This is a genomic window from Mameliella sp. CS4 (assembly GCF_019392335.1).
GTDB lineage: Bacteria > Pseudomonadota > Alphaproteobacteria > Rhodobacterales > Rhodobacteraceae > Antarctobacter.
In genome coordinates this window covers 103,326-123,008 of the sequence record NZ_JAHXRQ010000007.1, presented here as the reverse complement: position 1 = coordinate 123,008, position 19,683 = coordinate 103,326, and the positions used below count along the sequence as shown (strand labels likewise).

The following is a 19,683-nucleotide window of genomic DNA, read 5'->3' as shown; positions in this document are numbered from 1 at the left end:
TCATCACAAGGGGTGATGAATGCGAAATCTCGACGTAACGACACTGCGATCCTTCGTGGCGGTGGCCCAGGCGGGGGGCGTGACCCGTGCCGCCGGGTTCCTGAACCTGACGCAATCGGCGGTGTCGATGCAGATCAAGCGGCTGGAAGAAATGCTGGGTCTGCAATTGCTTGACCGGACAGGGCGGGGTGTGACCCTGACGCCCGCGGGCGGGCAGCTGCTGGGATATGCGGAAAAGATGGTGTCGCTGAATGACGAGGCCTATACCCGCCTGACCGACCAGAGCTGGGAGGGCGAAATTCGTCTGGGCGTCCCGGTGGACATCGTCTACCCGGTGATTCCCCTGGTGCTGCAACGCATGGCGCGCAGCTTTCCACGGGTGAAGGTCCAGCTTGTCAGCTCATTCACCCGCGTGTTGAAGGCGCAGTTCGCCCGCGGTGAGATGGACGTGATCCTGACCACCGAATCCGGGCTTGAGGCAGGGGGTGAAACGCTGCTGGACGTGCCTGTGCGCTGGGTGGGGGCGCCGCAGGGGCAGGCCTGGCGCGAGCGCCCGCTGCGGATCGCGATGGCGCGCACCTGCGTTTTTCGGGACGAGGCGATGCGGCGGCTGGACGAGGCGGATATTCCCTGGGAGCTGGCGGTGGATTCCGACAGCGAAACCACGATCGACGCCACCGTCAGCGCCGACCTGGCCATCGCCGCGCGGCTGGAAGGGCACCTGGCGCCCTACCTCTCCTATGTCGATTGCCACAACCTGCCTGACCTGGGGATGATGAAGGTGAACCTCTACCAGGGCAGCGGGCAGGCGGCCTACACGCGCGCGCTCTGCGAGGATATCCGGCAGAGCATGGCGTCGCTTTAGCGCTTAGACACCAACGTCCGGCCCGTGGCACAGCATCGGGTCGTCGTTCTGCTGCGCCTCGTAGAGCACGGTGCTGGAAGGGTCGTTTTCAAAAACGGCCCTGAGGCCCGAACCTTCGCGGAAAAAGCTCCAGCATTGGGGATCGGGGTTGTCCTCGTAGACAAAGCAGATCTGCCCGGCCTGTTCGTACCAGAAGCCGTCCTTGCACTTGCCGTCCAGGAAGGACCACTGGACCTTGCGGTCCGGCAGGTATTTCTCGACCCCGTAGGCCTCACCGTTGAGGCCGAAATACAGCGTCTTTCCGTTGACATAGTCTTCGAAATCAGTGGCCGACATCGGCTCGGCCGCCAACGCGGGCAGAGCGGTCAGGCAGGTCAGGGCAATGGCGTAGATCTGTTTCATGCGCCAGAGCCTGCCAGAATCGCCGCACTACCGGAAGTCGGGTATTAATGAATGGTTAACCATAGGCGGGCTCCGGCCTGTGCCATTTCCGCGCGCGCCTGTCCATCAGGCGGCGCCAGAGCGGGGGCACCAGGGCGATCACCGCCATGACCGGCAGGGAATGCGGCAGGATCGGCATCCTTTCCCGATCAAGGTCCAACCCCGGGTAGGGCCTAGCAGGGTGCGCGTGATGATCCGAGTGGCGGGGCGCGTTCAGCATCAACGCCGAGGAAAAGCTCTGCGGGGCGTTCCAGCTGTGCTGCGGCCCGACCGGTTCGTATTTTCCTGGGGCGATTTCGCGCCTGCGCAGGCCATAATGCTGGACATAATCGCTGAGCAACAGTTGCGCCTGGGCATAGGCGGCGATTGCCAGCAGCGCGAGAACGCCAGCAGCGCCGCCGATGAGCGCCGCCAGTGCAACGGAAACCGCCGCCCCGCCGAGGTATCCGACGTAGGGGTGCCAGCCGCGCCCTTGCCGCAGCCGCGATTCGGCGCGGACCCCGTCCCGAAATCCACCGATCCAGGCACGCGGCGCATAGGCGTAGAAACTCTCACCCTGTCGGGCAGAGTTCGGATCGCGTGGCGTGGCGGCGTGGACATGGTGGACCCGGACATGGGCAGAGGCGTGGTGCCCGAAGAGGAACGAGGTGTAGACTGCCACGCCAAGGCGCCGCAGGACGCGGGACGAGCGGTGGATAAGCTCATGCGCGTTGGAGTTTCCAACTTGGCCAATAAACAGAGATAGTGACAGGAATATCAGTATCTTGTCGACCGTTGTTGCGGTACCTTGCGTCAAGGCCCAGATCCCGCCGTAGAGCAGTGGGAAATGCGCCAGTGCCAGCAACACAGACAGTCCGTTCCCGGCGGGAAATTCTTGTCCGGGATGATCGGGTGCGGCCAGTGCCGACAGCCGATCCATCGCGTAGGTGAACACGGTGATGTAGATCAGCGCCAGCGCGGGAAAGGGGCCGCCCGCCGCCAACGCAAGCGCCAGCAGCACGACCATGCCCAGGGTTGCCAGTGTGAAACGCAGCATCACCGCTCCTATACGATCCGGAATTTAACATATCGGAACTTTCCGTTCCCGTTGCGACGAAACCGAGGGAATTTCTGGGCGCTCACCTGCCCAATTCGGTCGTTTTTCACCCCTTGCCCGGAGGCTTTCGGCGTTAGGGTCTGCCGGAACGAATGGAGGCATGCATGGCACTCGACGAACGCAAGGGCGTCTGGAAATCGGGCAAGGGCAAGGGGCGGGTCACGCCGAAAGGCCGCCAGGTCGATGACACGGCCCAGGCCGAGGTGCGGGCGCTACTGGGCGACCGCCCGCGCAACCGCGACCTGCTGATCGAATTCCTGCACCTGGTTCAGGATGAATATGGCCATCTCTCTGCCGCGCACATGCGCGCCCTGGCCGAGGAAATGCGCCTGAGCATGGCCGAGGTCTACGAAGTGGCCAGCTTCTACGCCCATTTCGACATCGTGAAAGAGGGGGAGACGCCGCCGCCCGCGCTGACCATCCGGGTCTGCGATTCCCTGTCCTGCGAGTTGGCGGGGGCCGAGCAGCTGCGCGCGGCGCTGGAAGAAGGCATGGACCCCGCGCAGGTTCGCGTGTTGCGCGCGCCCTGCATGGGCCGCTGTGACACGGCGCCGGTTCTGGAACTGGGGCACAACCATATCGACCATGCCGATGTGGACAAGGTGCGCGCCGCGATCGAGGCGAACGACACACACGCCCATGTTCCGCAATATCAAGGGCTTGCAGTCTATTCCTCAGACTGCGGATATGCTCGACTGAAGGATCTGCGCGAAAACGGCAACTGGGAGGAGGTGCAGAAAACCGTCCTGTCCTCCGGCCTGCGCGGTCTTGGCGGGGCGGGGTTCCCGTCCGGCCGCAAATGGGGCTTCGTGCGGGGCAATCCCGGCCCCCGCTACCTGGCCGTGAACGGCGACGAGGGCGAACCGGGCACCTTCAAAGATCGCTTTTACCTCGAGCGTGAACCTCATGTTTTTCTTGAGGGAATGCTGATCGCGGCCTGGGCTGTCGAGGCGGATCGCTGCTATATCTACATGCGCGACGAATATCCCGCGGTGCTGGAAATTTTGCGCCGGGAAATCGCCGCTCTGGAGGCGGAGGGCATCGTCGCACCCGGGTATATCGACCTGCGCCGTGGGGCCGGCGCCTATATCTGCGGCGAAGAAAGCGCGATGATCGAGTCGATCGAGGGCAAGCGCGGATTGCCGCGCCATCGTCCGCCCTATGTCGCGCAGGTCGGTATCTTCGACCGCCCGACGCTGGTTCACAACGTCGAGACGCTGTACTGGGTTGCGAAGATCTGCCGCGAAGGCCCTGAAATCCTGTCCGGAATCGAAAAGAACGGCCGCACGGGCCTGCGCTCCTACTCGGTCTCGGGCCGGGTTGCGCAGCCGGGCGTCTACCTGTTGCCCGCAGGGTCGACCATCCTTGACGTGATCGAGGCCGCCGGAGGCATGGCCGAGGGACATGCCTTCAAGGCCTACCAGCCCGGCGGGCCGTCTTCGGGCCTGTTGCCTGCCTCGATGAGTGATGTGCCGCTGGATTTCGACACGCTCCAGCCGCACGGGTCCTTCATCGGGTCCGCCGCCGTTGTCGTGCTGTCGGATCAGGACCGCGCGCGGGACGCGGCGCTCAACATGCTGCGGTTCTTCGAGGATGAAAGCTGTGGCCAGTGCACGCCTTGCCGGGTCGGCTGCGAGAAGGCGGTGAAACTGATGAGCGCGGAGAGCTGGAACACGGACTTGCTCGAGGAACTCTGCCAGGCGATGGGCGATGCCTCGATCTGTGGCCTGGGCCAGGCGGCGCCCAACCCGATCCGGATGACGATCAAGCATTTCCCGGAAGAGGTCTGAATTCCTGAACAATGTCGGGAAGGTGAAAGCGAAAATCATCCACAGGTGCCTGTGGATGATTTTTTTGTTGGGTTCTGGCAAGCGGGAAGGCGTGGCAGTCCGGTGTCGCGTGTGCGGGCCGTTTTGAAAGCCACCTTTTATTGCGCGCGCAAGCGTATTAGGTGAAGACAACTCAAGCATCAGGCGCGGCCCATGTCCTTTTTCGGCAAGCTCAAGAACAAGTTGTTCAAATCCTCTTCCAAGCTGGATGAGGGGCTGGACGCGATTGTGCAGGACACTGACGAGGAAGAGGTCTCCGAGGCCCCGGAACCGCAGGCCGCGACAGAAGAGCCGGCCCCCCAGGCCCCGGCTAAGGAACCCGCGCCGGTCGAAGCGACCCCATCTCCGAAACAGGAGGCTCCGGCCGAGGAAAAACCCGCTGGCGGTCTGCTGGGCCGGATCATGGGACGGCCGCAGGGCGAGGGCGCGGTGGCGCGCCGGGTGCTGGACGACGAGATGCTGGAACAGCTCGAAGAGCTGCTGATCGCCTCGGACATGGGTGTGGACACGGCGCTGCGCGTGACCTCGAACATTGCCGAGGGGCGGTTCGGCAAGCGGCTATCCTCGCTGGAGATCAAGCAGGCGCTGGCCTCGGAGATTGCCCGGGTGATGGAGCCGGTGGCGCGCCCTCTGCCGCTCTACCCGAAAAAGCCGCAGGTGGTTCTGGTCGTCGGCGTCAACGGGTCGGGAAAGACAACAACCATCGGCAAGCTGGCGAGCCAGTTCAAGGCAGCGGGCAAGCAGGTGGTGATCGCGGCAGGCGATACCTTTCGCGCTGCCGCCGTCGAGCAGCTGCAGGTCTGGGGCGACCGGGCCAATGTGCCGGTGCTGACCGCGCCCGAGGGCAGCGACCCGGCCAGCTTGGCCTTTGACGCGATGACAAAGGCCCAGGCCGAGGGCGCGGATCTTTTGATGATCGACACCGCCGGCCGGCTGCAGAACCGCCAGGACCTGATGGAGGAACTGGCCAAGATCGTCCGGGTGATCCGCAAGAAGGACCCGGATGCGCCGCACAACACGCTTTTGGTGCTGGATGCGACGACGGGCCAGAACGCGCTCAGCCAGGTCGAGACCTTCCGCAAGCTGGCCGATGTGTCGGGCCTCGTGATGACCAAGCTGGACGGCACGGCCAAGGGCGGTGTGCTGGTGGCCCTGGCGGACAAGTTCGGCCTGCCGATTCATGCCATCGGCGTGGGAGAGCAAATCGACGACCTGGCCCCCTTCGACCCCGAGGAATTCGCCGCTGCACTGACCGGCCTCGACACGGAATGACCGGCCTAGCGGCCGTGGGTGATGTCCTCGATCCATTTTATTGCGGCGAGGACGGTGACGACCATTGCGGTGGCCATTGCCGCAAGGGCCAGGCGCCCCGCGCCGCAGCCCAGCCCGACGGCACCCGCCAGCCAGAGCGAGGCGCCGGTGGTGATGTTGTAAACCTTGTCCGCCGAGCGAAAGATCACGCCCGCCGCCAGGAAGGCAACGCCAGCCGTGACCGCCTCGATCATGCGCAGGGGATCGTTGCGTTGTTCACCGGCGCCGCCGAAGTTCAGCGCACTCAATTCCTGCCCGATCAGCACAAAGAGACAGGCGGCCACCGCCACCAGCATATGCGTGCGCAGGCCCGCCGGTTTGTGATGCCATTCGCGTTCGAACCCGATGACGGCGCCAAGCAGCAGCGCCCCGCAGAGCTTTACAAAGGCGGCCCAGGCCGGGACAACGGCGAATTCGCTACCCAGTTCGGAAGTCAGGCTGTCGAGCATGGCGGCCCCTCCTGGTCGGTGCCGAGGGCAACGCGCCGTCGGCTGGAGGAGCCTCGCACGGAGGCGCGCCAGTGAGCAACTGGCTGATTTCCCTCGAAGGTACGGAGGCGGGCCACCAGGCGGCGCTGATGCTGGCTCTGCTGGCGGCCTTTCTGCACGCGGTCTTTGGCGCACTGCAGAAGGGGCGGCATGATCCCTGGGTGTCGCGGGCGGCCATAGACGGCTGGCTGGTCGTGCTCAGCTTTCCGATGCTCTTCCTTGTTCCCTGGCCGGAACCGAACATGTGGCTGATCTTTGCCGGGACCTTGGTGATCCATTTCACCTACAAGCTGTTGCAGGCGATGGCCTATACCCGTGGCGCCTACACGGTGGTCTACCCGGTCGTGCGCGGCACCGGGCCGCTGTTCACGGTGATCGGTGCCTGGCTGATCTTTGGTGAGAGTTTTTCGGGCGTGCAGTGGCTGGGGCTGGGGGTGCTGCTGGCCGGGATCTTTGGTCTCGCGGTCTACAACTTCGTCTTCCTCGAAACCGCGCGCGAGACGCTGGGCCCGGCCCTGGCCTATGCTCTGGCGACGGGGCTTTTCGTGGCGCTCTATACCACCTACGACGCCTATGGGATCCGTGCCACCGCCGACCCTTTTACCTTTCTGGCCTGGTTCTTTTTCCTGTCGGCGCTGGATTTCCCGGTCCTGGTGTTCCTGACGCCCATGCGACACCGGATCTCGGGGCTGCCCTTGCGGCCCCTCGTGCTGCGCGGGCTGGCGGGGGCGCTGGTGGCCTATGGGTCTTTTGGCTCGGTGATGATGGCCACGCGGCTGGACAAGGTGGGCGAGGCGGCGGTGCTGCGCGAAACCTCGACCGTCTTTGCCGCGGTCATCGGCTGGCTGATCCTGCGTGAAACGGTGGGGCCAAGGCGCATCGCGCTGATGGTGCTGATCGCGGCAGGTGCGGTGATCGTTGAGGTTGGCGGGTGAAAGGCCTAAGTGGAACAGGCAACCGCAGAGGAGCGCGAAATGGAAAAACGGCAGGTCAACCCGATGCTGAAGACGGCGCTTGAATTTGGCCCGATCATCGGGTTCTTCGCGGCCTACCTCTGGCTAAAGGACCGGGTCTTTCTGATCGGGGGCACCGAATACGACGGGTTCATTGTGGTGACCGCCGGGTTTATCCCGGTGTTCCTGGCTTGCATGGGCGTGCTCTGGGCGCTGACCGGGCATCTGAGCCGGATGCAGGTTGTCACGGCGGTGCTGATCGTGGTCTTTGGCGGCCTCAGCGTCTGGTTGAACGACGACCGTTTTTTCAAGATGAAGCCGACCCTGATCTACCTGCTGTTCGGTGGCGCACTGGCCATCGGTCTGATGCGGGGCGAAAGCTGGCTGCAATATGTCATGGATGGGCTGGTGCCGCTGCAGCGGGAGGGATGGATGATCCTGACCAAACGTGTTGCCGGATTCTTTCTGGCGCTGGCCGTCCTGAACGAGGTGATCTGGCGCACGATGGACACAGAGATCTGGGTCTATTTCAAGACCTTCGGTCTGACAGCCGCGATCTTCCTGTTCTTCATATTCCAGGGCGGGCTGTTCAAGCGCTACGGCACCGAAGACGCCGAGGGGGAATAGAGGTCGGGGGCGTTCGGGACTCGGGCTCCTTGGGCCCATCGCCCGCCCGCCACCCCTCCTTTGCGCTCTTGCCTGTTGTTTGGAGTGGATCGAAGGCGTTCTTTCGCTTCCGGACTCACCCAGAAACAGGCACGGGCCTGTTCCCCGGCCCCACCCATCGCTGAAAGATGCCCGAGGCAAACATCCCGGCCGCGCAAGGGCAAGCCGCCTGTCGGCGGGGCTGCGCCCCCTTGCGCGGTCGGGATGTTCCCCTCTATTCGGCATCAGCGATGGACGGCTCCGGGAAACAGGCCCTGCGGCTGAATTGCCAGAACCCGCTCAGGCGCCCCTGTCGATCTTCGTGCTGAGGTGAATCAGACTTTCCGAGGCCTTGACGCCCTTCGCCTCGCCGATGGTATCCAGCGTGCGGTCAAGCGCCTCTGTTGTCTCTGCGCTGAGCTGGGCGATCATGTCGAAACGGCCCGAGGTCGTATGAACCGTCTCCACCGCCGTGAGGCTTTTCAGCCGGGACAGGACCGCCGGCGTGGCGCGCGGCTCGACCGAGATCAGCACCGTGGCGCGCAGGGCAGGGCGCAGGCCCGGGCCGCGTTTGAGCGTGTAGCCGGCGATCGCGCCGCGCGCTTCCAGCCGGTCCAGCCGGGCCTGGACCGTGGTGCGCGCCAGTCCCAGCCTGCGGGCCAGATCGGCCACCGGGGCACGGGCATTTTCAGACAGGGCGGCCACAAGTGCGCGGTCTGTTTCGTCGATATGGTCATCCATGTCGTCACTTCGCCTGAAAATGGCACGCATTTCGTACAGAGTTTCAGGTGAATCCGTCCATTGCAAGGCCCAGACTGGCCACACAGGCGAACAGGAGGCACGAGCAATGGTGCTGCACGAGGCATTTCAGCGCGATCCCGCGCTCTGGCTGGCGCGCGAGCGTCCCGATGAGCCGGTTTTCTTTCACGATCCCAAGAGGCTGCGCGAGGTGGCGCAGCTGTTCCTCGACCGGTTTCCCGGCGAGGTGACCTATGCGGTCAAGGCCAACCCCGACCGGGGTGTGATCGAAACGCTGGCGGAGGCGGGAATGGAGGCCTTTGACGTGGCCTCTCCCGAGGAAATGGCATTGGTGCGGGAGGTCGCGCCGCGCGCGCGGCTGCACTATCATAACCCGGTCAGGGCATGGTCCGAGGTGGCGGCGGCACGCGGCTTTGGCATCACCTCCTGGTCCGTCGACCGCATGGCAGAACTGAATAAGCTGGGGCCGCTTAAGGGCGCCGAGGTGGCGGTGCGGCTGAAGCTGCCGGTTGCCGGGGCGGTTTATGACTTCGGGTCGAAATTCGGTGCTGGCCCCGAGGCCTGCGGGGACCTGTTGCGGGCGGTTGTCGCCCGCGGCGGGCGCCCCTCTCTGACCTTTCATCCCGGCACGCAGTGCCGCGCCGCGGGCGCCTGGGTGTCCTACATCCACGCCGCGGCCGAGATCGCCCGGGCCAATGGGATCCGCCTGCACCGGCTGAATGTTGGCGGCGGCTTTCCTGCCTATCGTGAGGAACCGGCCCCCGATCTGCCCGCGCTTTTCACCGCGATTGACGAGGCCGTCGGGGCCGCTTTCGGCACGGACCGCCCGGCGCTTGTCTGCGAGCCGGGGCGGGCGATGGTGGCCGAGGCGTTCGAACTGGCCTTGCAGGTCAAGGCGCGGGATGGTGACGCGGTCTTTCTGAATGACGGGATCTATGGCGGGCTCAGCGAATGGCGCGATCTTGGCCCCGCGACGCGGATCAGCGCCTTGGCGCCGGATGGCAGGCCAAGGGCCGGAGCCTTGCAGGCGACCGAGGTTTTCGGGCCGACCTGCGACAGCCTCGACCGGTTGTCCGACATGGTCGACCTGCCTGCGGACCTGGCTGAGGGAGACTACCTGCTGTTCCACGCTTGCGGCGCCTATTCGACGGCGCTGGCCACCCGCTTCAACGGGTATGGGGCCCGGCGGATCGTGACATTGGCGCGATAAGCGGCCCTGCCGGGAAATCTGGTCGCGGGGCGTGGTGCGCCCTCTGGACACTCGCGCCATGACGACTAATCTCCGCCGCGACAGGACAATTGCGAGGGAGACACTCATGGACAAGTTCGGCAAGAGCCAGCCGGTGAAACGGGTCGAGGATGTGCGCTTCCTGACCGGGCACGGGCGCTACGTGGATGATGTCGCACCGGACGGCGCGCTGAGGGCCTTTGTCTTCCGCTCTCCCGTCGCCCACGCCGAGATCACCACGCTGGACGTCGAGGCCGCCCGAGAGGCCGAGGGCGTGCACCTCGTTGTGACCTCCGAGGATCTGCTGGCCGCCGGCATCGACACCGGCATGTCCGGCGCACTGGCGCCAAACCGCGATGGCAGCAAGGGCGCGGCGCCCAAACGCCCGGTGCTGGCCGAGGGACGCCTGCGCTATGTCGGAGAGCCGGTGGCTGTGGTCGTGGCCGAGACGCTGGAACAGGCCCGCGACGCGGCCGAACTGATCGAGCTGGATTACGACGAACTGCCGGTGGTCATGGCGCTGGCACCCGGAGACGATGCGATCCACCCCGAGGCGCCCGACAATCGCGCCTATGATTTCGGCATCGGCGACGAGGAGGCCACGAACGCGGCCTTTGACGCGGCGGCCAAGACCGTCAAGCTGGAGATCGGCGACAACCGGATCATCGTCAACTCGATGGAACCGCGCGGCGCCTTTGCCGAGTGGCAGGACGGGCGTATCCACCTGGCTTTTGGCGGGCAGGGCGTCTGGGGCATGAAGGAGGAACTGGCGCGCGCCTATCACATGGAGCGCGATCAGATTCACACCACCAACCCCGACGTGGGTGGCGGCTTCGGGATGAAGGGATTTCCCTACCCGGAGTATTTCGTGCTGCCCTTTGCGGCGAGGGAGACGGGCCGCTCGGTGCGCTGGATGTCGGACCGGTCAGAGGCGATGCTGTCCGACAACGGCGGGCGCGACCTGGTGACGACGGCAGAGCTTGCCTTTGACGCGGACAACCGCATCACCGGCTACCGGCTGCATACGCGGTCGAACCTGGGGGCCTATAACTCGCATTTCGGGCAGTTCATCCAGTCGAACCTCTTTGCCAGGGTGCTGACCGGCACATACGACATCCAGACGGCCTTTTACCGTGCCGAAGGGTTTTACACCAATACCGTGCAGGTGGATGCCTATCGCGGCGCGGGCCGCCCAGAGGCGATCTATGTGCTGGAACGGGTGATGGACCGCGCCGCGCGCGAACTGGGCGTCGACCCGCTGGAGTTGCGCCGCATCAACTTCATCAAGCCCGACCAGTTTCCCTACAAGACCGTGACCGGCGAAAACTACGACGTGGGCGATTTCGTGCGTGTCATGGGCCATGCCGAGACGACAGCGGACCTGTCCGGTTTCGCGGCCCGCCGCGCGGCCTCGGAAAAAGCGGGCAAGCTGCGCGGTTTGGGGGTTTGTTATTACATCGAGTCTATCCTGGGCGCCCCGAACGAGGATGTGAAGGTGGAATTCACCGAAGACGGCGGTGCAAAGATCTATGTCGGCACCCAGTCGAACGGGCAGGGGCATGAAACCGTGTTCCGCCAGTTCCTGGCCGACCAGACCGGCATTCCCGCCGAAAAGATCGAGGTGGTGCAGGGCGACAGTGACCTGATTGCCAGCGGTGGCGGCACGGGTGGGTCGCGCTCTGTCACGGTGCAGACCAACGTGACGCTTCAGGCGGTCAGCGACATGGTTGCAGGCTTTTCCGATTTCCTCGCCGGCGAAATGGGCGTGGACGCGTCGGAGATCAAATTCGACGATGAGACCTTCCGTGCAGACGGGTCGAACCTGACGCCCACCATGCTGGAGGCGGCGCAGATGGCGCGTGAGGCGGGCCGCGAGGATCTGCTGGTCTGGCAGGCGACCTCGACCCTGCCGGGGCGGTCCTATCCCAACGGCTGCCATGTCGCCGAGGTCGAGATCGACCCGGAAACCGGCCAGACGGTCTGTGACCGCTACAACGTGGTTGACGATTTCGGTAACCTCATCAACCCGATGCTGGCCGAGGGGCAGGTGCATGGCGGTGTGGCGCAGGGGCTGGGCCAGGCGCTGACCGAACATGTGGTCTACGACGAGGATGGGCAACTGCTCACGGCCTCGTTCATGGACTATGCCATGCCGCGGGCCGACAATATGCCCATGATCGGGTTCGAGACAGAGCCGGTGCCTTCCGCCGCCAACCCGATGGGGATGAAGGGCTGTGGCGAGGCCGGGACGGTGGGGTCCATGGCCGCCGTGTCGAACGCGGTTCAGGACGCGCTTTGGGCGCGTGGGATCAAACAGGTGGACATGCCCTTCACGCCGGCGCGCGTCTGGGCCATGCTGGAAGGTGATGCGATCGCAGCTGAGTGACATTGTTTTCGGCTGGCTCCGCCGCAAGTCTTCGGCGGACCATTCCGCCTATGCGCGGCGGCGCGGGCCGGTCGATCATGTCCTTATCCTGGATGGCACCATGTCTTCGCTTACGCCCGGCGAGGAAACAAACGCCGGGCTGACCTATCTCCTCCTCAAAGAGGCCGGGCATTCCTCGCTCTACTACGAGGCCGGGGTGCAATGGACGGACTGGGGCGCCACGACCGACGTGGCGCTTGGCCGTGGCATCAACCGGCAGATCCGCCGCGCCTATGGCTATCTCGCCTCGCGCTATCGCGCGGGAGACAGAATCTTTCTGATGGGCTATTCGCGTGGCGCCTACGCGGTGCGGTCGCTGGCGGGGATCATCGACATGGTGGGGTTGCTACGAGCGGAATGCGCCACCGAACGCAATATCCGCCAGATCTATCGCCTGTACCAATACGCCCCCGAGGGGCCCGCCGCACGGGCCTTTGCCGCGCGCACCTGCCACGCCGAGTCGCCGGTCGAGATGATTGGCGTCTGGGATACGGTCAAGTCGCTGGGCCTGCGTCTGCCGCTGCTCTGGCGGCTGACCGAGTCCGAACACCAGTTTCACAATCATTCCCTGGGGCCCGCGATCCGGCATGGTTATCATGCGCTGGCCCATGACGAGACGCGCTCTGCCTATGCGCCGGTGCTCTGGGACTGCCCGCCGGGCTGGGCGGGCAAGGTCGAACAGGTCTGGTTCCGTGGCACACATGGCGATATCGGCGGGCAATTGGGCGGATACGATGCCGCGCGGCCTCTGTCCAATATTCCCCTGGTCTGGATGCTGGAGCGGCTGGAAGCGCGCGGCGTGACCCTGCCGGAGGGATGGAGGACGCGATTTCCCTGCGATGTCACCGCCCCCTCGATCGGCACATGGATGGGGATCAGCAAGCTGTTCATCCTGCGCCGGGCGCGCCGGATCGGCCAGGACGCGTCAGAAAGCCTGCATCCCACTCTGGTGGACTCGATGGCCCCCGACGGCGCGCAAGTTGCGGGATAGGCGGATAGTCAAGAAAAATGTTCACAGTTTCTTTACAGACCTTGGAACTGTGGCTTTGACGCCTATCTTTCTATCAGGATCGCGGGGCCGGAACCCCCGTGAGACCTTCACTGTCCCTCGTTCCGTGACTGGCGCCCGGGTTTTATCCCGGGCGCTTTTTCTTTTCGCGAAGCCGGTATATTGGGGGGTATGAGCTATTCGGATGACAAGCTGAAAGAGATTCTGACGCGGACCAAGGTCGTTGCGGTCGTTGGCGTGTCGATGAACCCGGTGCGGCCCAGCTACTATGTCGCGCGATATCTTTCGCTGAAGGGATTTACAGTGATCCCGGTCAATCCGGGACATGCTGGCAAACGCCTCTTCGGGCAGGAGGTGCGGGCCTCGCTGGCCGATTGCCCCGATACCGTGGACATGGTCGACATCTTTCGCCGCCCGGAATATGTGCCGCCCATCGTCGAAGAGGCGCTGGAGGTTTTTCCCAAGCTGCGCACGATCTGGATGCAGATCGGTGTCGTCAACCAGGAGGCGGCGGAACTGGCCGAGGCGCGCGGCGTCGACGTGGTGATGGACCGCTGTCCCAAGATCGAATACCAGCGCCTGTTCGGTGAACTGCGCATGGGCGGTTTCAACACCGGGATCATCTCGTCCAAACTGTGACCGATCGTCTTGGAGGCCTGCGCTAGGTCCTGAAGGCGGCGCGCAGCTGGGCATGGACAAAGCCCTGTTTTTCGCGGACCGCCGGGGTCAGCACGAACGGGTAGAGATCCGGCAGCTCCAGCGCGCGGTTCACATGCGTCACGGCCAGCGACAGGCGCACCGCGTGATCCAGCACGCGGTCGGCCTGTGGGTCGGCGTAGGCGTCATAGCCGGGCGGCGGCCCCTCGGGCAGGGCAAGCCCTGCGGCAGCGGCGCTGTCGGCGATATCCACCAGGTGCAACAGGTGAGCGACGGTTTCGGCCCAGTCCTCGTGCGGGTGCGCCGTGGCATAGGGGGTGATGTGGGTCTCGCCGGGATCGCGCGGGGCGGCGTAGTGGCGTTCCAGCGCCTCACCGTAGTCGGCGCGCTCATCGCCGAAGAGCGCGCGAAAGGCGGGTGTGAAAGCGGGCCGCACGGTCAGCCGTTCGAAGAGGAAATGCGCGCATTCGTGGCGCATGTGGCCCAGCATGGTGCGGTAGAGTTCTCCCATGTCGTCCTGGCGTTCCGCCCGGGTGGCCTCGTCTGCCTCGCTGACGTTGATGGTGATGACGCCCTGTGCGTGTCCCATCGTCACGGCCTGTTCGCCCTGCGCGGTCTCCTCGGACAGCATGCGGAACACCGGGCGCGCACCGGGGTCACTGTCGGTGAACCAGCCCCAGCGCGCGAGGTTGGCCAGCATCCAGCGCTTGGCCGCCTCTGTCCGCGCCCAGAGCGGCAGGTTGTCCGGTTCGCGCAGGTCCGGCACCGTTTCCGTCATCGCGCAGGAGCGGCACAGCCCGTCCGCCTCCGGTTCGGGCAACCAGTTGCAGCCGATGGCCTCATGATTGGCGCAGCGGTCCGCTGTGGCCACCATTCCCTGCGCCTGTGGATCGAAACCGACCTCCTGCCCGCAGGTGCAGCGGTCATTGTCGAACCAGAGCGGGGTCTGGCAGGCGGGACATTTGAAAACCTGCATCCGGGGTCCTTTCAGGAGTGTCCGGCAGGCCAACGCGGCATGGCGGCTTTGGGGTGCCTCAGCGGTGGGCGGCCATCCAGCGCAGGCAGTCGTCGCGCGCGGCGCGCATCTCTGCATCGTCGGCAAAAGCCGCTGCCGGGATCACGATGTACTCCATCTGCCCGGTCAGGAACAGCAGGCCCTCGGGGTCTTCGATGACTTCCAGCACGGCGGGCCAGCGCAGCAGGCTCTCGCTCAACTCGCCGGTGATGCGCAGCCCCTCTGCCGACAGGTGGTACTGTTGCGGCGCCTGGCGGACCGGCGCGTCCCGGACCGACTCCCAGACGTGGCGGCGGCGCCAGATGAGCAAGCCGATCAACGCGACCATCAGGGCGGCAAATGGCAGGTACGACGACCATTCCGGCAGGCGCATGTCGGTCGCATTGGCAAGTGTGACCAGCCCCAGCAGGACCGCGACATAGACAATCAGGGCGGCCAGAACGCCCCAGCGCATCAGCCAGGGCTGATGGCGGCGGCGCAGGCGGGCGCAGATCGCTGCGTGTTTCAGGTTTCGGATCGTGCCAGTGAATTGCAGCGTGTCGGACATGGTATCGCCTCAGCGCGCCGCTTTTTCGGCGATGCCGGATTGCCCCTGGCGCCGGGCCAGCTCTGCCATGACCTCGCTCAGCGCCACGTCGCGCGATTTCAGCATGACCAGCAGGTGAAAGAGCACGTCGGCGGATTCCGAGACCAGTCGCGCGCGGTCGTCCTTGACCGCCTCGATGATCGCCTCGATCGCCTCTTCGCCGAATTTCTCGGCCACTTTTTCCGGGCCTTTCGCCAGCAGCTTGGCGGTCCAGCTATCGTCGGGCGAGGCTTTGGCACGGGTGGCGATGATCTGTTCGAGGTCGTCCAGGGTCATGTCGGTTCCTTTTCAGGCGGCTGTCAGAGACGGCTGTCCCCGGTCAGAATTGTATCGAGCAGGGACCAGAGTTGAGGCTCCATCGGCGTGCCCAGCACCTGCGCGCTGTTGAGTGGGGTAAAGACCGGGCGGGCCTCGGCCCTGTCGTCCTCGGACCAGTCCAGCAGACTGGGTCCGTCGCGTGAAATGCCGATCCGCAGGCCCCATCGTTCATCCGGTCCCGCGCCTTCGGTCCAGTCCCCTATGAAAAGCCGGACGAGGGGCAGGTGGTCCTTTGTCCCCAGCGTCACGCCGACGGTGTACCACCCGGCGGACAGGTCCCCGACCTCCAGGTAGCCGGTGACGACGGTTGTGGGCGCGCCGCAGCAATTGCAAGCGGTCTCTTCGATCTCGCCCTCGCGGAGGGTGACGTCAGAGCCGTCGCTGAACACGCGTGCCCCCTTTATAGCCTGACCGGGATGCCGGCGGCGGCCATGTGCGCCTTGGCCTCGCCGATGGTGAAAGTTCCGAAGTGAAAGATCGAGGCGGCCAACACCGCGCTTGCGTGCCCCTCGGTCACGCCTTCGACAAGGTGGTCCAGCGTGCCGACCCCGCCAGAGGCGATCACCGGGATGTCCACGGCGTCAGAGATGGCGCGGGTCAGGGGCAGGTTGAAGCCCGCCTTGGTGCCGTCGCGGTCCATCGAGGTCAGCAGGATTTCCCCGGCGCCCTTGGCCGCGATGGTGCGGGCGAATTCCACGGCGTCGATGCCGGTGGGCTTGCGGCCTCCGTGGGTGAAGATCTCCCAGCGGCCCGGCAGGCCTTTTTCGCGATCCTCCGGTTCGACCGTCTTGGCGTCGATGGCGCAGACGATGCATTGGCTGCCGAACTGGTCGGCGGCCTCGGCGACCACGTCGGGGTTGGCCACGGCGGCAGAGTTGAAGGACACCTTGTCCGCGCCCGCGAGCAGCAGGGCGCGGACATCCTGAACCGTGCGCACGCCGCCGCCCACGGTCAGCGGGATGAAACACTGTTCGGCCGTGCGGGTGACCACGTCGAACATGGTGCCGCGGTTTTCATGGGTGGCGTGGATGTCGAGAAAACAGATCTCGTCCGCGCCGGCGGCGTCATAGGCGCGGGCGGCGTCCACGGGATCGCCCGCATCGCGCAGGTCAACGAAATTGACGCCTTTGACGACACGGCCGTCGGCGACATCGAGGCAGGGAATGATGCGGGTCTTGAGCATGGCGTTGCGTTAGCGCGAATTGACGGGCGAGGGAAGGGGCAGGACGTCGGGCCTGCGTCTCTTCGGGAGGTTGCAAAGCTGCACCCGCGCCCGACTGGGACGGTGCAGAAGCTCTGCTTACTGGACGGAGAGCTCGGGCCGGGGGGCTTTCGGCCGGAAACCCGCTGGCCGGGACCGTGCAACGCGATGCAGGGCAGTGGCGGGGACAAGATAGTAGCCCAAGGGCAGGCGTGCGTTCCACAAAAGGTCATTCGGACGCAAAGGGCCGCCTTTTTCCGGGTTTTCCAGCACGGAAAAGATCACGTTTACGATCCAGATCGCGGCCATGAACATGAAACGGTCCTTTTGGGAACTTGTCTGTGAAAGAGGTGTATCAAGCCGCCCGAAGGCGGCGCAGTCAGGAAGTCCCGACCTGGTCCTGTGATGCGATTCAGCCCTTGAGCGCCTCAAGGGCTGCCTTGAGGTCTATGGCGCCGTCATAGAGCGCGCGACCCGAGATCGCCCCGTTCAGGGGGGCGCCGCAGTCGCGCAGGGCCTTGAGGTCCTTGATCGACGACACGCCGCCTGAGGCGATCACCGGGATCGTCACCGCGTTGGCCAGTGCTGCCGTGGCCTCGACGTTCGGGCCCTGCATGGCGCCGTCGCGGTTGATATCGGTGTAGATGATCGCCGCCACGCCCGCGTCCTCGTAGCTGCGCGCCAGGTCCACGGCATCCACCTGCGTGACCTCGGCCCAGCCCTTGGTCGCCACGCGGCCGTCCTTGGCGTCGATGCCCACGGCCACCTGTCCGGGAAAGGCGCGCGCGGCCTCGCGCACCAGTTCGGGGCGTTCGACGGCCACGGTGCCCAGGATGACCCGCGACAGGCCCTTGCCCAGCCACATCTCGATGGTGGCCATGTCGCGGATGCCGCCGCCCAGCTGGGTCGGCGTCTTGGTCTGCTTCAGGATCGCCTCGACGGCAGCGGCGTTCACCGGCTCTCCGGCGAAGGCGCCGTTCAGGTCGACAAGGTGCAGCCACTCACAGCCCTGCGCCACGAATTCCAGTGCCTGGGCGGCGGGATCGTCGTTGAAGACGGTCGCCTTGTCCATGTCGCCGCGCAGCAGGCGCACGGCCTTGCCGTCCTTCAGGTCGATCGCGGGATAAAGGATCATTTCGGGCTGCCCTTTCAGAGTTTTGCCGCGCCTTAGTATGACGCCACGATAGATGCAACGCGACCTTGCGTCATGCTTGAACGGGGTCGGGCGCCGCCGACACAGTCAGATTGACCTGAACGGGAGGAGACGGACATGAAACTACTCAAGATTGCGGCACTCTGCGGATTGGCGGCGAGTGCGGCGGCAGCGGACCCGGTCGAAGGCATTTGGCAGACCCAGCCGGACGACGGGTCCTATGCGCATATCGCGATGGCGCCCTGCGGTGGCAAGATCTGCGGCAAGATCGCGCGCACATTCAACGCGGGCGGTGAATACGCCTCTTCGACAAAGGGCAAGACCCTGGTGATCGACATGGTCCCGCAGGGCGGGGGCAAGTACCAGGGCAAGGTCTGGCGCCCGTCGAACGACAAGATCTACCTTGGCAAGATGACCTTAAACGGCAACAGCCTGAAACTGCGCGGCTGCGTGGCGGGTGGCTTGATCTGCTCGGCGCAGACCTGGAGGCGGGTGCAGTGACGGGGCCGGCAAAGACCTGATCAGCAATATTTTGCGGACAGGCTTGCGGGCACTGGAAAAGCGCCGTGCGCCATCCATATGCGTGGTAGGGTCCACTCCCGAAACTTCTGTATCAAAGGACGCATCTCATGCCCCGCTTTCGCCTGCTTCTGCCGCTTGTGCTCGGTAGCCTGGCGGCCCCCGCTCTTGCCGATCCGGCCGTCGGACTCTGGCGCACGGAACCCGACCGCAAGAACCTGACCAGCCTGATCCGCATCGACACCTGCGGCGCCGCGCTCTGCGGCACGGTGCTCAAGGCCTTTGACCCCCAGGGGCGGGAGGTACAGACAGCGAATGTCGGCAAGCGGCTGTTCTGGGATCTCAAGCCCGCCGGGTCGGGCAACTATGGCGGCGGGACCGTGCGTGTGCCGCTGCTGAACGTCCAGGCCAAGGCCAAGGCGGAACTCTCCGGCAACAAGCTGCACGTGACCGGCTGCAAGGGGCTGGTCTGCGACGGCCAGACCTGGGTCCGCGCGAACTGAGACAGGTCGGGGGCCTCTGGCCCCCCGCCTCGCGTTGCGTTCAGGGCTGCCAGGTCAGGAAATTGGCGATCATGCGCAACCCGGCCCCGGCGCTTTTCTCCGGGTGGAACTGCAACCCGATCATGGTGCCGCGCGCCACGATGGCAGTGACATCGCCGCCATAGTCCACATGGGCGACCCGCTGTGCCGGGTCGTTCAGCCGCATCTGGTAGGAATGCACGAAATAGGCGTGTTCACCGGTCTTGATCCCGTCAAGAACAGGGTGAGGGTTGTCGATCACCAGGTCGTTCCAGCCCATGTGCGGGACCTTGAGCGTCTTGTCCGCGGGCGCAATCACCTCAACCTCGCCGTCGATCCAGCCCAGGCCCGGCGTCTCGGCGTATTCATGGCCGACGCGCGCCATAAGCTGCATCCCCACGCAAATCCCCAGGAAAGGCCGCCCGCGGGTTTCCACCGCTTCGATCATCGCCTCGAAACAGCCAGAGTTCCGCAGGGCCGAGGCGCAGGCCGGAAAGGCGCCGTCGCCGGGTAGCACGATACGGTCGGCCCGGGCCACCACGTCGGGGTCGTCGGTAACGCGAACCTCGCCCGCGCCGGTTTCCAGCGCCATCTTCTGAAACGCCTTTTCGGCGGAATGCAGGTTGCCGCTTTCGTAGTCGATGATTGCCGTCAGCATCGCGGC

Annotated in this window: 22 protein-coding genes; 11 read left to right on the top strand and 11 right to left on the bottom strand. The window is 65.1% G+C overall.

Annotation, left to right across the window (positions count from 1 at the left end; genetic code table 11):
* Nucleotides 1-19: 19 nt before the first annotated feature.
* Nucleotides 20-865 (top strand): LysR family transcriptional regulator, encoded by an 846-nt coding sequence (locus KZZ07_RS11010; RefSeq protein ID WP_219514151.1) that lies wholly within the window; start codon nt 20-22, stop codon nt 863-865.
* A gap of 3 nt (nt 866-868) precedes the next feature.
* Here KZZ07_RS11010 and KZZ07_RS11005 read toward each other — a convergent pair whose 3' ends face one another.
* Both KZZ07_RS11005 and KZZ07_RS11000 read right to left on the bottom strand, forming a co-directional pair.
* A complete protein-coding gene (locus KZZ07_RS11005) occupies nt 869-1,267 on the bottom strand; it encodes a hypothetical protein (RefSeq protein ID WP_219514149.1) in 399 nt (132 codons plus the stop codon).
* Nucleotides 1,268-1,322: 55 nt separating this feature from the next.
* A complete protein-coding gene (locus tag KZZ07_RS11000; RefSeq protein WP_219514148.1) occupies nt 1,323-2,342 on the bottom strand; it encodes an alkane 1-monooxygenase in 1,020 nt (339 codons plus the stop codon).
* Between the two features lie 164 nt (nt 2,343-2,506).
* On the opposite strand from KZZ07_RS11000, the gene KZZ07_RS10995 reads away from it, so the two are divergent.
* A complete protein-coding gene (locus KZZ07_RS10995) occupies nt 2,507-4,192 on the top strand; it encodes an NAD(P)H-dependent oxidoreductase subunit E (protein ID WP_219514147.1) in 1,686 nt (561 codons plus the stop codon).
* A 192-nt stretch (nt 4,193-4,384) separates the two neighbouring features.
* Nucleotides 4,385-5,503, top strand: a complete 1,119-nt coding sequence (gene ftsY, locus KZZ07_RS10990; RefSeq protein ID WP_219514146.1) for a signal recognition particle-docking protein FtsY — start codon at nt 4,385-4,387, stop codon at nt 5,501-5,503.
* A gap of 5 nt (nt 5,504-5,508) precedes the next feature.
* Here the strand turns inward: ftsY and KZZ07_RS10985 are convergent, their stop codons facing one another.
* On the bottom strand, nt 5,509-5,991 hold the full coding sequence (locus tag KZZ07_RS10985) for an MgtC/SapB family protein (RefSeq protein ID WP_219514145.1): 483 nt from the start codon (nt 5,989-5,991) through the stop codon (nt 5,509-5,511).
* 71 nt (nt 5,992-6,062) lie between these two features.
* On the opposite strand from KZZ07_RS10985, the gene KZZ07_RS10980 reads away from it, so the two are divergent.
* Together KZZ07_RS10980 and KZZ07_RS10975 are read left to right on the top strand one after the other, a co-directional pair.
* The gene (locus KZZ07_RS10980; protein ID WP_219514144.1) at nt 6,063-6,965 is read left to right on the top strand and encodes a DMT family transporter; all 903 of its coding nucleotides are present in this window, start codon (nt 6,063-6,065) and stop codon (nt 6,963-6,965) included.
* 39 nt (nt 6,966-7,004) lie between these two features.
* Nucleotides 7,005-7,610 carry an inner membrane-spanning protein YciB gene (locus KZZ07_RS10975; protein WP_219514143.1) on the top strand — a complete coding sequence of 202 codons (606 nt, stop codon included), beginning with the start codon at nt 7,005-7,007 and terminating at the stop codon, nt 7,608-7,610.
* Nucleotides 7,611-7,928: 318 nt separating this feature from the next.
* On the opposite strand, the gene KZZ07_RS10970 is transcribed toward KZZ07_RS10975, so the two are convergent.
* The gene (locus KZZ07_RS10970; protein WP_219514142.1) at nt 7,929-8,369 is read right to left on the bottom strand and encodes an Lrp/AsnC family transcriptional regulator; all 441 of its coding nucleotides are present in this window, start codon (nt 8,367-8,369) and stop codon (nt 7,929-7,931) included.
* A gap of 106 nt (nt 8,370-8,475) precedes the next feature.
* On the opposite strand from KZZ07_RS10970, the gene KZZ07_RS10965 reads away from it, so the two are divergent.
* From KZZ07_RS10965 to KZZ07_RS10950, 4 genes are all read left to right on the top strand, one after another.
* Nucleotides 8,476-9,597 (top strand): type III PLP-dependent enzyme, encoded by a 1,122-nt coding sequence (locus KZZ07_RS10965; RefSeq protein ID WP_219514140.1) that lies wholly within the window; start codon nt 8,476-8,478, stop codon nt 9,595-9,597.
* 106 nt (nt 9,598-9,703) lie between these two features.
* On the top strand, nt 9,704-12,001 hold the full coding sequence (locus tag KZZ07_RS10960) for a xanthine dehydrogenase family protein molybdopterin-binding subunit (protein ID WP_219514139.1): 2,298 nt from the start codon (nt 9,704-9,706) through the stop codon (nt 11,999-12,001).
* A complete protein-coding gene (locus KZZ07_RS10955) occupies nt 11,982-13,031 on the top strand; it encodes a T6SS phospholipase effector Tle1-like catalytic domain-containing protein (RefSeq protein ID WP_219514138.1) in 1,050 nt (349 codons plus the stop codon). The genes KZZ07_RS10960 and KZZ07_RS10955 overlap by 20 nt, the downstream gene beginning before the upstream one ends.
* Before the next feature lie 189 nt (nt 13,032-13,220).
* A complete protein-coding gene (locus KZZ07_RS10950) occupies nt 13,221-13,688 on the top strand; it encodes a CoA-binding protein (protein WP_219514137.1) in 468 nt (155 codons plus the stop codon).
* Nucleotides 13,689-13,710: 22 nt separating this feature from the next.
* Here KZZ07_RS10950 and KZZ07_RS10945 read toward each other — a convergent pair whose 3' ends face one another.
* The 6 genes from KZZ07_RS10945 to hisA all read right to left on the bottom strand — a co-directional run bounded on the left by KZZ07_RS10945 (nt 13,711) and on the right by hisA (nt 17,961).
* Entirely contained in the window at nt 13,711-14,682 is a 972-nt protein-coding gene (locus KZZ07_RS10945) for a zinc-binding metallopeptidase family protein (RefSeq protein WP_219514136.1), read from the bottom strand.
* A gap of 58 nt (nt 14,683-14,740) precedes the next feature.
* Nucleotides 14,741-15,268 (bottom strand): YcxB family protein, encoded by a 528-nt coding sequence (locus KZZ07_RS10940; RefSeq protein WP_219514134.1) that lies wholly within the window; start codon nt 15,266-15,268, stop codon nt 14,741-14,743.
* Between the two features lie 9 nt (nt 15,269-15,277).
* Entirely contained in the window at nt 15,278-15,583 is a 306-nt protein-coding gene (locus KZZ07_RS10935) for a phosphoribosyl-ATP diphosphatase (protein WP_219514131.1), read from the bottom strand.
* Between the two features lie 23 nt (nt 15,584-15,606).
* A complete protein-coding gene (locus KZZ07_RS10930) occupies nt 15,607-16,014 on the bottom strand; it encodes a hypothetical protein (protein WP_219514130.1) in 408 nt (135 codons plus the stop codon).
* 11 nt (nt 16,015-16,025) lie between these two features.
* Nucleotides 16,026-16,808, bottom strand: a complete 783-nt coding sequence (gene hisF, locus KZZ07_RS10925; RefSeq protein WP_219514128.1) for an imidazole glycerol phosphate synthase subunit HisF — start codon at nt 16,806-16,808, stop codon at nt 16,026-16,028.
* A gap of 430 nt (nt 16,809-17,238) precedes the next feature.
* Nucleotides 17,239-17,961, bottom strand: a complete 723-nt coding sequence (gene hisA, locus KZZ07_RS10920) for a 1-(5-phosphoribosyl)-5-[(5-phosphoribosylamino)methylideneamino]imidazole-4-carboxamide isomerase (RefSeq protein WP_219514127.1) — start codon at nt 17,959-17,961, stop codon at nt 17,239-17,241.
* A gap of 135 nt (nt 17,962-18,096) precedes the next feature.
* Between hisA and KZZ07_RS10915 the strand changes: the two genes are divergently transcribed.
* Entirely contained in the window at nt 18,097-18,480 is a 384-nt protein-coding gene (locus KZZ07_RS10915; RefSeq protein ID WP_219514126.1) for a DUF2147 domain-containing protein, read from the top strand.
* A 128-nt stretch (nt 18,481-18,608) separates the two neighbouring features.
* The gene (locus tag KZZ07_RS10910) at nt 18,609-19,001 is read left to right on the top strand and encodes a DUF2147 domain-containing protein (RefSeq protein WP_219514125.1); all 393 of its coding nucleotides are present in this window, start codon (nt 18,609-18,611) and stop codon (nt 18,999-19,001) included.
* A 40-nt stretch (nt 19,002-19,041) separates the two neighbouring features.
* Here KZZ07_RS10910 and hisH read toward each other — a convergent pair whose 3' ends face one another.
* Entirely contained in the window at nt 19,042-19,677 is a 636-nt protein-coding gene (gene hisH / locus KZZ07_RS10905) for an imidazole glycerol phosphate synthase subunit HisH (RefSeq protein WP_219514124.1), read from the bottom strand.
* Nucleotides 19,678-19,683: the final 6 nt, after the last annotated feature.

What these genes read in the sequence shown, in the direction of transcription:
- KZZ07_RS11010 (WP_219514151.1), top strand. Translation starts at nt 20, where the DNA reads ATGCGAAATCTCGACGTAACGACACTGCGATCCTTCGTGGCGGTGGCC.
- KZZ07_RS11005 (WP_219514149.1), bottom strand. Translation starts at nt 1,267, where the DNA reads ATGAAACAGATCTACGCCATTGCCCTGACCTGCCTGACCGCTCTGCCC.
- KZZ07_RS11000 (WP_219514148.1), bottom strand. Translation starts at nt 2,342, where the DNA reads ATGCTGCGTTTCACACTGGCAACCCTGGGCATGGTCGTGCTGCTGGCG.
- KZZ07_RS10995 (WP_219514147.1), top strand. Translation starts at nt 2,507, where the DNA reads ATGGCACTCGACGAACGCAAGGGCGTCTGGAAATCGGGCAAGGGCAAG.
- ftsY (WP_219514146.1), top strand. Translation starts at nt 4,385, where the DNA reads ATGTCCTTTTTCGGCAAGCTCAAGAACAAGTTGTTCAAATCCTCTTCC.
- KZZ07_RS10985 (WP_219514145.1), bottom strand. Translation starts at nt 5,991, where the DNA reads ATGCTCGACAGCCTGACTTCCGAACTGGGTAGCGAATTCGCCGTTGTC.
- KZZ07_RS10975 (WP_219514143.1), top strand. Translation starts at nt 7,005, where the DNA reads ATGGAAAAACGGCAGGTCAACCCGATGCTGAAGACGGCGCTTGAATTT.
- KZZ07_RS10970 (WP_219514142.1), bottom strand. Translation starts at nt 8,369, where the DNA reads ATGGATGACCATATCGACGAAACAGACCGCGCACTTGTGGCCGCCCTG.
- KZZ07_RS10965 (WP_219514140.1), top strand. Translation starts at nt 8,476, where the DNA reads ATGGTGCTGCACGAGGCATTTCAGCGCGATCCCGCGCTCTGGCTGGCG.
- KZZ07_RS10960 (WP_219514139.1), top strand. Translation starts at nt 9,704, where the DNA reads ATGGACAAGTTCGGCAAGAGCCAGCCGGTGAAACGGGTCGAGGATGTG.
- KZZ07_RS10955 (WP_219514138.1), top strand. Translation starts at nt 11,982, where the DNA reads ATGCGATCGCAGCTGAGTGACATTGTTTTCGGCTGGCTCCGCCGCAAG.
- KZZ07_RS10950 (WP_219514137.1), top strand. Translation starts at nt 13,221, where the DNA reads ATGAGCTATTCGGATGACAAGCTGAAAGAGATTCTGACGCGGACCAAG.
- KZZ07_RS10945 (WP_219514136.1), bottom strand. Translation starts at nt 14,682, where the DNA reads ATGCAGGTTTTCAAATGTCCCGCCTGCCAGACCCCGCTCTGGTTCGAC.
- KZZ07_RS10940 (WP_219514134.1), bottom strand. Translation starts at nt 15,268, where the DNA reads ATGTCCGACACGCTGCAATTCACTGGCACGATCCGAAACCTGAAACAC.
- KZZ07_RS10935 (WP_219514131.1), bottom strand. Translation starts at nt 15,583, where the DNA reads ATGACCCTGGACGACCTCGAACAGATCATCGCCACCCGTGCCAAAGCC.
- hisF (WP_219514128.1), bottom strand. Translation starts at nt 16,808, where the DNA reads ATGCTCAAGACCCGCATCATTCCCTGCCTCGATGTCGCCGACGGCCGT.
- hisA (WP_219514127.1), bottom strand. Translation starts at nt 17,961, where the DNA reads ATGATCCTTTATCCCGCGATCGACCTGAAGGACGGCAAGGCCGTGCGC.
- KZZ07_RS10915 (WP_219514126.1), top strand. Translation starts at nt 18,097, where the DNA reads ATGAAACTACTCAAGATTGCGGCACTCTGCGGATTGGCGGCGAGTGCG.
- KZZ07_RS10910 (WP_219514125.1), top strand. Translation starts at nt 18,609, where the DNA reads ATGCCCCGCTTTCGCCTGCTTCTGCCGCTTGTGCTCGGTAGCCTGGCG.
- hisH (WP_219514124.1), bottom strand. Translation starts at nt 19,677, where the DNA reads ATGCTGACGGCAATCATCGACTACGAAAGCGGCAACCTGCATTCCGCC.